Consider the following 9261-nt stretch of genomic DNA (forward strand, 5'->3'; position numbering starts at 1 on the left):
AGTGCGTTGTGGCACAGGAATATACTGTTGAACAATTAAACTACGGCCGTAGAGTCCATGACTTTATGCGCTGGGATTTCTGGGCTTTCGGTATTTCCGGATTCCTGTTAATCCTTTCCGTCGTGATTATCGGGGTGAAAGGTTTTAACTGGGGTCTGGATTTCACCGGCGGTACCGTCATCGAAATCTCGCTGGAAAAACCAGCCGATTTGGACATGATGCGTAGTGCACTGGAGAAAGCTGGATTCCAGGATCCGTTGGTTCAGAATTTTGGTAGCAGCCGTGACATCATGGTGCGCATGCCACCTGCCCAAGGGGAAACCGGTGGTCAGGTGCTGGGTAGCCAGGTCGTTAAGGTCATTAACGAAGCAACCAGCCAGAATGCCGGTGTAAAACGTATTGAGTTCGTTGGCCCAAGCGTGGGTGCGGATCTGGCTCAGAATGGTGCTTTGGCGTTGTTAGCTGCGCTTATCTCCATTCTGGTATACGTCGGTTTCCGTTTTGAGTGGCGTCTGGCTGCCGGTGTGGTTATTGCGTTGATGCACGACGTCGTTATCACTCTGGGTGTGCTGTCGTTGTTCCACATTGAGATAGACTTAACCATCGTCGCGTCATTGATGTCGGTTATCGGCTACTCACTGAACGACAGTATCGTGGTATCAGACCGTATCCGTGAGAACTTCCGTAAGATCCGTCGCGGTACACCGTATGAAATCTTCAACGTTTCTTTGACGCAGACTCTGCATCGTACGTTGATCACCTCTGGTACCACATTGGTGGTGATTCTGATGTTGTATCTCTTCGGTGGGGCAATGCTGAAAGGCTTCTCACTGACGATGCTTATCGGTGTTTCTATCGGTACGGTTTCTTCCATTTACGTCGCGTCCGCGCTGGCGTTGAAGCTGGGCATGAAGCGCGAGCACATGTTGCAGCAGAAAGTGGAAAAAGAAGGTGCGGATCAGCCATCGATTCTGCCTTAACCTTTAGGGTTTTGCTGGAAGCTAAAACCGCAGCCATTGTGCTGCGGTTTTTTTTCGTCTGAGTAAAAGTCTCCTGACAGTATGCTGTCAGGAGGGGCTAGTTAGACTCAATGTTGAACATCATCATTGAGGAGTTAAACATGAGCACTATCATCAATTGGTTTGAAATCCCGGTACAGGATCTGGAACGTGCAACAGCATTTTATGAGGCTGTTTTCGCGACTGATTTTCATCGTGAAACGATGTCTGGAATGGAAATGGCCATCTTCCCACATACCAAGCCGAATCCCGGTGGAGCACTACTAAAATCTGATGCGTTTAAACCTTCTGCGCAAGGCACGGTGGTTTACCTGCATGCGCCTGATTTAAGCGCCATGCTTGAACGGGTGGCCAAGGCCGGAGGCGAATGTGTGTTCGGCCCGCAGGAATTACCGGATGACATTGGTACTTTTGCACTCATCACCGACAGCGAAGGGAATCGGGTTGGCTTACATCAACCGTCTTGAGTACGGATATACTGAACAGAAAACGCCTGCCGGTTATGCTGGCAGGCATCACATCGTTCACAAAAGAAACCTATGAGCCGAAGAGCGGATCGCCTTTTTCAAATAGTACAAATTCTGCGTGGACGTCGGTTGTCGACGGCGGCTCTGCTTGCCGAACGCCTCGAAGTATCCGAGCGTACTATCTACCGTGATATTCGTGATTTGTCCCTGTCTGGCGTTCCCATTGAGGGTGAAGCGGGCTGCGGTTATCGCTTATTACCCGGCTACGATTTGCCGCCGTTGATGTTCACCCCTGGTGAAGTGGAAGCGTTAGTTGCGGCGATACGTTTAGTGCAAACGTGGAGTGGTGAAACACTTGCGCAAGCGGCGGGCACAGCAGAGGAAAAGTTGCTTGGGGTACTGACGCCGCAGCGGCGAGTTGTTGCGGAGCGTTGCCGCATCATTTCGCCAGACTTTAACAAATACCCGCAGGTTAAGACCTGGTTTGATATTTTTCATCGTGCAATCGGGGAGTTACAGGTGCTTCATGTTTGTTATGAAGATGAGAAGGGGCGAGCGTCGAACAGGAATGTCCATCCACTTGGGCTGACATTTTGGGGAGAGGTATGGCTGCTAGTCGCCTGGTGCGAAGTGCGTGAGGATTACCGCAGTTTTCGACTCGATCGCTGTGTATCGGTAGATCCAACAGGACGATACTTTTCAGAGCGGCCAGATCGTTCATTGGCCCATTTTATCCAATTGCAGCAAAGTGAAGGATGTTTGCCGGAAACAAAAAAGCCGATCGGCTAAGAGCAGATCGGCTTTTTCTAAAGTTTCAGACGGTTATCAGAAGTTGTACCCAACCACTAAGTAACCACCCCAACCGGTAGAGCGCACGTTGAAATCACCTTCACCGAAGTTCAGGCTGGCGTTATCTGCCCACTGACCACCGTTGTGCCAGTAACGGGCAACAACTGAGTAGTGCCAGTGATCGTAGTTTAGAGCCAGGACATGGCTGGAAGCGATAGAGTTGCTGGTACGCGCATGTTTGCCGTTATTGTCGATGAAGTTGTCATCGCCCAGATCTGAACCCCAGTCAAAGTTGGTGAAGCCGATGTAGCTCAGGTTACCACCCCACAGACTGGTAATCGGTACAAAGTATTTCACTTTAAAACGGTAGCCATCCCACTGGTTTTCGTTGGATGCGCCATAGTTCTGCCACTGGTATTTCGCATACACGTTCAGAGACAGGCTCATTGGCAGACCGGTGTCGATATCGGTGCCCAGACCCATGTACCAGGTGTTTTGTTTGCTGGCATCGTTACCGTGCGCGCCCATATCATAGATATAGTTGTTGGCGATGTACCACTCTTTGAATGGGCCAAATGCCAGGCTGGTGCCGGTCAGCTTATCAATAGAGAAGCGCGGTTCGATCTCCATGAACATACGTGAACCGTCGTCCCAGATACCTTTGTCGTTGCCGTTACCCCAACCGAAAGTTTTTGGAATATCGATGTAGCCATAAAAATCTAACCAATCTTTTTTGGCAAATGCTTCATATTCCAGATACACGTCGTTAGTGATCTGTGGTCCAAAGCGGGTGTGGTAGCTGCCCACAACGTTGACACTTTGATGCCACCAGTCGGAAACATATTCGGAATTTTTTGTATCTTCGGCGTGAGCCGTGAAAGAACTTGAAAGCGCCAGGACGGTGCTAGCCGCCAAAATAATTTTTTTCATTTTATATGCCACTGTTTTTTACATGATTCCCGTGAGGGCAGGGAGCGAGTGATCACCTAAAGTCATCAACCATTCAGCTGGTTTCTTATTGACGCGCCTATTATAGAAATCCCTGCTCACAAAAATATGCTTCATTTCACATTATCGCTGCATGCGTAATCGATTGCGTTCACGTTTGCGCACATTAAAAACGGGCGAGATTTTACCTGTATCGCCAATTTAAGCAAACAGAAGCTAATTGGTTACAAGTTTATGTGATTAAGATCACTAGATTTAATGCTGTGATGAGAGGGTTTTTAACGCATAGCGTCCAGGGAGATGTAACAAAAATCGTAGATGTGACTGTGGGTTACCCCCGCAAAGACCTGTCTCTTATATTCGGCACATCCCTGTGCCGAACCACTTCGTGGCCAACGCAAGCGTTGTTCAAAAATGTTCCTGACATTTTTGTCCGACGATCGCTCTCTTTCGCTGCTCCGGCAGCTCAACCCTGATTTATGGTGAACACCGGGGCAATTTATACCGGGAACAAGGTCAAAACCGGCTCGGTGCTGTCTTTAGCCTTTGACGTTGACCCTGGGTTCCGGCTTCAATCGCGCCATTTTTCACCCTTCAATCGGGGTCACGTGGTCGGGAACCACGTGAGTGAGCGATCGTCGGGAACGAGTCGCGAACGACCGCGAATGTTGGGTGAAAAACGGTGTTTACCGCTTGCGGCGATTGATTTGCCGGGAGTCTGGGTTCTTAGGGTGACGACGGTGGTCACCCTAAGACGTTCACCGGTTCAGTGGCTATATAAAACACTGAACACCGAGTGAACGGAACAGTCTCCCAACTCACTGAGATGTCACTAAGAGACGGCACAAGCGTGAGGGTTGTGGCTATTATTGCGCGGGCAATGCCTGTGAAGGATCTACAGGCTGAATGTCATGAATACGAACAAAACCTGGTTGATTAGGTGAAAGCCCAGAAAGCTGTAACGGAATACTGATATCACTCGGCGCTAATACACTCGCAGGTGCATTGAATTGCTGCGATTGCACGTTAACTTCCTGGTAGTTATCCGTGGTGCCTTGAATCTGCCCCCATTCGACTTTGCCGGTGAAAGCAGGCAGCGGATCGTTCGACTCGCCCTTAATAATGAGCATCACCCGGCTGCCGTTGGCTTCAGGCGTGATGCTGCTCAGAGACATTTGCAAATTACCCAACTGGCTGTTCAGGCGAGCGGGGGTTTTGGAGCCGGGCAGCAAATAAACGCCGGTTGTCGATTTGGCATTGAGCGCATTTTGTTGCGTCAGCTTGACGGTCTGATCGGTGAGTTGGGTCATTTCTTTATTTAACGAACCCACTTCGCTTTTCATTTGGCGGACTTCTGTTTGTTGGGCGCAGGCGCTGAGGCTCACCAGGCTGCTAACCAGGATAATTCTTAGGTAACTCTTTGTCATGAATAGTTTTTCCTTAAGGTTTTGTCCTGATTTAAGCGTAGCTGTTGGCCATTGAAAAGTCATATTTCGCGGGATGAGGCGGCGTTGCCTTTGTACTCCTGCCACTTCGCGGTAAACTATTGTTCATTTGAATAATCCTTCAGGACGCGCCATGCATTGCCCATTCTGTTTCGCAGTAGACACCAAAGTGATTGATTCCCGTCTTGTTGGCGAAGGGTCTTCCGTGCGTCGTCGCCGTCAGTGCCTGGTTTGCAATGAACGTTTCACGACTTTTGAAGTGGCGGAGTTGGTGATGCCGCGGGTAGTAAAAAGTAATGATGTTCGCGAGCCATTTAACGAAGACAAGCTGCGAAGCGGTATTCTAAAAGCGCTGGAGAAACGTCCGGTCAGTTCCGACGACGTGGAAATGGCAGTCAACCATATTAAATCCCAGTTGCGCGGAACCGGCGAGCGAGAAGTACCAAGCAAAATGATTGGTAATCTGGTGATGGAGCAGCTTAAAAAACTCGATAAAGTGGCGTATATCCGCTTTGCCTCGGTTTATCGCAGCTTTGAAGATATCCGCGAATTTGGCGAAGAAATTGCCCGCTTACAGGATTAATGCTGATGTCGCTTGATGAAAAATTTATGGCTCGTGCAATGCAACTGGCAAAGCATGGCCGTTTTACCACGTCACCTAACCCGAATGTCGGCTGTGTGATTGCCAAAGGTGGTGAAATTGTCGGTGAGGGCTTTCATTTTCGTGCCGGTGAACCCCACGCGGAAGTGCATGCTTTAAGGATGGCTGGAGAAAAAGCTCGCGGTGCCACGGCGTATGTCACGCTCGAGCCTTGCAGCCATCACGGGCGCACGCCACCTTGTTGTGAAGCGTTAATTGCTGCTGGTGTTTCGCGTGTTGTTGCCGCGATGCAGGATCCGAATCCGCAAGTGGCTGGTCGCGGGTTGTATGCGCTGCAACAGGTGGGTATTGAAGTCAGCCACGGTTTGATGATGAACGAAGCTGAGGCGATTAACCGCGGTTTCCTCAAGCGCATGCGCACAGGTTTCCCGTTTATTCAGCTCAAACTTGGGGCTTCTCTGGATGGGCGCACTGCGATGGCTAGCGGTGAAAGCCAATGGATTACCTCGCCTGAATCACGCCGTGACGTGCAGCGTCTGCGCGCACAAAGTTCAGCGATTCTTAGCAGCAGCGCTACCGTTCTGGCGGACAACCCTTCTTTAACAGTGCGCTGGAATGAATTAGATAGCGCGACTCAGGCGGTTTACGCCGAAGAAAATTTGCGTCAGCCAACGCGTATTATTCTCGATCGTGAAAACCGGGTGACACCACAGCACAGAATTATTGCTCAGTCAGGTGAGACCTGGCTTGCCCGTTGCCAGGCCGATCAGCAAACCTGGCCTACGGGTGTTGAACAATTTATCGTGCCAGAACATAAAGGCCACCTTGATCTGGTGGTAATGATGATGTTGCTTGGCAAGCGTCAGATAAACTCTGTTTGGGTGGAAGCTGGCCCAACGCTTGGCGGTGCGCTGCTACAGGCAGGCCTTGTTGATGAGCTGATTGTCTACGTTGCGCCGAAATTATTGGGTAATGACGCGCGGGGTTTATGTAACCTGCCTGGGCTTGAAAAATTAGCCGATGCGCCTGAATTTAGCTTTAGTGAAGTCCGTCAGGTTGGCCCTGATTTGTGTCTGCATTTGACGCCGCGATACGCCGGCTTGTAAAACGTAAGCAGCCGCGAAAAGATTATGATAAAATCCGCCCCCCTGCGGGGCTAAACAGAACCCGTAAAGGAAGATTATGAACATTATTGAAGCAGCCGTTGCAACTCCAGACGCTCGCGTCGCCATCACCATCGCGCGTTTTAACAACTTCATCAATGACAGCCTGTTGGATGGAGCGATTGACGCCCTGAAACGTATCGGCCAGGTTAAAGATGAAAACATCACCGTGGTCTGGGTTCCGGGTGCTTATGAGCTGCCACTTGCGGCTGACGCACTGGCGAAAACCGGTCGTTACGACGCGATTATTGCGCTGGGTACGGTTATCCGTGGCGGCACAGCTCACTTTGAATATGTTGCTGGTGGTGCCAGCAATGGCCTGGCACATGTTGCGCAGGAAAGTGGTATTCCAGTCGCCTTTGGCGTGCTGACCACCGAAAGTATTGAACAAGCCATCGAACGCGCTGGCACAAAAGCCGGTAACAAAGGTGCAGAAGCTGCACTGACCGCGCTTGAAATGATTAATGTATTGAAAGCCATCAAGGCCTGATTTTTTGTAAGGGGAAATCTGTGAAACCTGCTGCTCGTCGCCGTGCCCGTGAGTGTGCCGTTCAGGCGCTATACTCCTGGCAGTTATCTCGAAATGACATCGCTGATGTCGAATACCAGTTCCTGGCGGAACAGGACGTCAAAGACGTTGACGTTAACTACTTCCGCGAACTGTTGGTCGGGGTGGCTACTAACAGCGCGTATCTGGATGGGCTGATGAAGCCTTACCTGTCTCGCCAGCTCGAAGAGTTGGGTCAGGTAGAAAAAGCGGTTCTGCGTATCGCACTGTTTGAACTGGCTAAACGTGATGACGTGCCATACAAAGTGGCGATTAACGAAGCCATCGATCTTGCGAAAACCTTCGGTGCCGAAGATAGCCACAAGTTCGTGAATGGTGTTCTTGATAAAGCTGCTCCGCAAATTCGTCCCCGCAAAAAGTAATCTTCTGGCCGGTTAATTCCGGCCTTTCTTTATCTATTTCATTTATAGGCATAACGCATGGCATGCGGTGAGTTTTCCTTAATTGCCCGTTATTTTGATCGCGTAAGCAGTTCCCGCCGCGATGTGGAAACCGGAATTGGCGATGATTGTGCGTTGCTAACGGTAGCCGAAAAGCAGGTCCTCGCGATCAGTACCGATACACTTGTCTCGGGCATTCATTTCCTGGCTGATATTAACCCCCGCGATTTGGGTTACAAAGCGCTGGCGGTAAATTTAAGCGATCTGGCCGCTATGGGCGCTGATCCTGCCTGGCTGACGCTGGCTATTACCCTTCCTGAAGTCGATGAAAGCTGGCTTGAAGCCTTCAGCGACAGCCTGTTTGAGCAACTCGAATACTACGATATGCAGCTAATTGGTGGCGACACGACCCGTGGGCCACTTTCCATGACGCTTGGCATTCATGGCCTGGTGCCTGCTGGCCGTGCGCTAAAACGCAGCGGTGCGCGCATTGGCGACTGGATTTATGTCACCGGCACGCCTGGTGATAGCGCCGCGGGCCTGGCTATCTTGCAGGACCGTTTAACCGTCAAAGATCCCGCTCAAGCGGCCTATCTGAAACAACGCCATTTACGCCCAACAGCTCGTATTTTACAGGGCCAGGCCTTGCGCGATCTGGCGAGCAGCGCAATTGATCTTTCTGACGGGCTAATTTCCGATTTGGGTCATATCCTTAAAGCCAGTGAATGTGGTGCACGCGTTGATCTCGATGCTCTGCCATATTCTGATGCCCTGAAAGCGAATGTCAGTGCTGATCAAGCTTTGCAATGGGCGCTTTCTGGCGGCGAAGATTACGAACTGTGTTTCACCGTGCCAGAAGTTAATCGCGGTGCGCTGGACGTCGCCATCGGCAATCTTGGCGTTCCGTTTACCTGTATCGGCCAGGTTGGACCCGCTTCTGAAGGGCTACAGTTCCTGCAAAATGGCAAACCGGTAACCCTGGATTTAAAAGGATACGACCACTTTGCCTCGCTCTAAAGATGTGGCTAAAAGCCGTCTAAAGCTTAGCAACCCGTGGCACTTGCTCGCCACCGGGTTTGGTAGCGGATTAAGCCCGATTATGCCCGGTACCGCGGGGTCGCTCGCGGCGATCCCGTTCTGGTATCTGATGACCCTGCTGCCGTGGCAGCTCTACTCGATGGCTATCATGCTCGGCATTTGTATCGGGGTTTATCTTTGCCACCAGACTGCACGTGATATGGGCGTTCATGACCACGGCAGCATCGTGTGGGATGAGTTCATCGGCATGTGGATAACCCTGATGGCGCTGCCAATTAACGACTGGCGCTGGGTGGCTGCAGGCTTTGTGATTTTCCGCATCTTTGATATCTGGAAGCCGTGGCCCATCCGCTGGTTTGACCGCAATATTCACGGCGGTATGGGGATCATGGTAGATGACATTGTCGCGGGTGTTATTTCTGCGGGCGTGATTTATCTGATTGGGCACCATTGGCCGATTGGCTTGTTCTGATTTAGGACAATCCTCACGCCAGCCCTCTCCCTAAGGGCTGTCTCTTATACACAACTCGCCCTGGCAATTTTATCAGGGTGAGATCTTTAAGCCTCGCTGATTTTCCGTTCACCCGTGAGTTCAGTTATCTCTTTAATTCCAGAAAACGGTGAGCGAATCAAGGGGTTAACGCCAACCCCTTGATTTGCCGGGAGTCCGGGTTCTTAGGGTGGCGACGGTGGCCACCCTAAGACGTTCACCGGTTCAGTGGCTATGTAAAACACTGAACATCGGGTGAACGGAACTGTCTCCCGACTCACGCAGATGTGACTAAGAGACAGCCCTAAGGGAGAGGGAACATAAACAGACCCTTTAAATATCTTTAAAAACAA

At 50.8% G+C, this 9261-nt stretch carries 11 protein-coding genes; 9 read left to right on the top strand and 2 right to left on the bottom strand.

Features of this window, described 5'->3' with window-relative positions:
• The first annotated feature begins 8 nt into the window (after nucleotides 1-8).
• The 3 genes from secF (at nucleotide 9) to MES37_RS02190 (ending at nucleotide 2275) form a co-directional block, all read left to right on the top strand.
• Nucleotides 9-980, top strand: a complete 972-nt coding sequence (secF, locus tag MES37_RS02180; RefSeq protein ID WP_064549185.1) for a protein translocase subunit SecF — start codon at nucleotides 9-11, stop codon at nucleotides 978-980.
• A gap of 140 nt (nucleotides 981-1120) precedes the next feature.
• The gene (locus tag MES37_RS02185) at nucleotides 1121-1486 is read left to right on the top strand and encodes a VOC family protein (protein WP_064549342.1); all 366 of its coding nucleotides are present in this window, start codon (nucleotides 1121-1123) and stop codon (nucleotides 1484-1486) included.
• Between the two features lie 72 nt (nucleotides 1487-1558).
• Nucleotides 1559-2275 (top strand): helix-turn-helix transcriptional regulator, encoded by a 717-nt coding sequence (locus MES37_RS02190; RefSeq protein ID WP_121814229.1) that lies wholly within the window; start codon nucleotides 1559-1561, stop codon nucleotides 2273-2275.
• Nucleotides 2276-2311: 36 nt separating this feature from the next.
• Here MES37_RS02190 and MES37_RS02195 read toward each other — a convergent pair whose 3' ends face one another.
• Together MES37_RS02195 and MES37_RS02200 are read right to left on the bottom strand one after the other, a co-directional pair.
• A complete protein-coding gene (locus MES37_RS02195) occupies nucleotides 2312-3205 on the bottom strand; it encodes a nucleoside-specific channel-forming protein Tsx (protein WP_064549181.1) in 894 nt (297 codons plus the stop codon).
• Between the two features lie 884 nt (nucleotides 3206-4089).
• Nucleotides 4090-4650 (bottom strand): DUF3251 domain-containing protein, encoded by a 561-nt coding sequence (locus MES37_RS02200; RefSeq protein WP_237930011.1) that lies wholly within the window; start codon nucleotides 4648-4650, stop codon nucleotides 4090-4092.
• Between the two features lie 151 nt (nucleotides 4651-4801).
• On the opposite strand from MES37_RS02200, the gene nrdR reads away from it, so the two are divergent.
• The 6 genes from nrdR to pgpA all read left to right on the top strand — a co-directional run bounded on the left by nrdR (nucleotide 4802) and on the right by pgpA (nucleotide 8890).
• The gene (gene nrdR / locus MES37_RS02205; RefSeq protein ID WP_064549177.1) at nucleotides 4802-5251 is read left to right on the top strand and encodes a transcriptional regulator NrdR; all 450 of its coding nucleotides are present in this window, start codon (nucleotides 4802-4804) and stop codon (nucleotides 5249-5251) included.
• 5 nt (nucleotides 5252-5256) lie between these two features.
• Entirely contained in the window at nucleotides 5257-6375 is a 1119-nt protein-coding gene (gene ribD, locus MES37_RS02210; protein ID WP_121815680.1) for a bifunctional diaminohydroxyphosphoribosylaminopyrimidine deaminase/5-amino-6-(5-phosphoribosylamino)uracil reductase RibD, read from the top strand.
• A gap of 76 nt (nucleotides 6376-6451) precedes the next feature.
• The gene (ribH, locus tag MES37_RS02215) at nucleotides 6452-6922 is read left to right on the top strand and encodes a 6,7-dimethyl-8-ribityllumazine synthase (protein WP_064549174.1); all 471 of its coding nucleotides are present in this window, start codon (nucleotides 6452-6454) and stop codon (nucleotides 6920-6922) included.
• A 20-nt stretch (nucleotides 6923-6942) separates the two neighbouring features.
• Nucleotides 6943-7362, top strand: a complete 420-nt coding sequence (nusB, locus tag MES37_RS02220; protein ID WP_034457944.1) for a transcription antitermination factor NusB — start codon at nucleotides 6943-6945, stop codon at nucleotides 7360-7362.
• A gap of 57 nt (nucleotides 7363-7419) precedes the next feature.
• The gene (thiL, locus tag MES37_RS02225) at nucleotides 7420-8397 is read left to right on the top strand and encodes a thiamine-phosphate kinase (RefSeq protein ID WP_121814225.1); all 978 of its coding nucleotides are present in this window, start codon (nucleotides 7420-7422) and stop codon (nucleotides 8395-8397) included.
• On the top strand, nucleotides 8384-8890 hold the full coding sequence (gene pgpA / locus MES37_RS02230) for a phosphatidylglycerophosphatase A (protein WP_133522329.1): 507 nt from the start codon (nucleotides 8384-8386) through the stop codon (nucleotides 8888-8890). Before thiL ends, pgpA begins: the two co-directional genes overlap by 14 nt.
• Nucleotides 8891-9261 lie beyond the last annotated feature (371 nt).

The sequence above is a fragment of the Buttiauxella sp. S19-1 genome, from assembly GCF_022134725.1.
Taxonomy (GTDB): domain Bacteria; phylum Pseudomonadota; class Gammaproteobacteria; order Enterobacterales; family Enterobacteriaceae; genus Buttiauxella; species Buttiauxella ferragutiae.

Excerpts from the sequence above, each read along its gene's own strand:
- MES37_RS02185 (WP_064549342.1), top strand. The coding sequence starts at position 1,121 with ATGAGCACTATCATCAATTGGTTTGAAATCCCGGTACAGGATCTGGAA.
- MES37_RS02190 (WP_121814229.1), top strand. The coding sequence starts at position 1,559 with ATGAGCCGAAGAGCGGATCGCCTTTTTCAAATAGTACAAATTCTGCGT.
- MES37_RS02195 (WP_064549181.1), bottom strand. The coding sequence starts at position 3,205 with ATGAAAAAAATTATTTTGGCGGCTAGCACCGTCCTGGCGCTTTCAAGT.
- MES37_RS02200 (WP_237930011.1), bottom strand. The coding sequence starts at position 4,650 with ATGACAAAGAGTTACCTAAGAATTATCCTGGTTAGCAGCCTGGTGAGC.
- nrdR (WP_064549177.1), top strand. The coding sequence starts at position 4,802 with ATGCATTGCCCATTCTGTTTCGCAGTAGACACCAAAGTGATTGATTCC.
- ribD (WP_121815680.1), top strand. The coding sequence starts at position 5,257 with ATGTCGCTTGATGAAAAATTTATGGCTCGTGCAATGCAACTGGCAAAG.
- ribH (WP_064549174.1), top strand. The coding sequence starts at position 6,452 with ATGAACATTATTGAAGCAGCCGTTGCAACTCCAGACGCTCGCGTCGCC.
- thiL (WP_121814225.1), top strand. The coding sequence starts at position 7,420 with ATGGCATGCGGTGAGTTTTCCTTAATTGCCCGTTATTTTGATCGCGTA.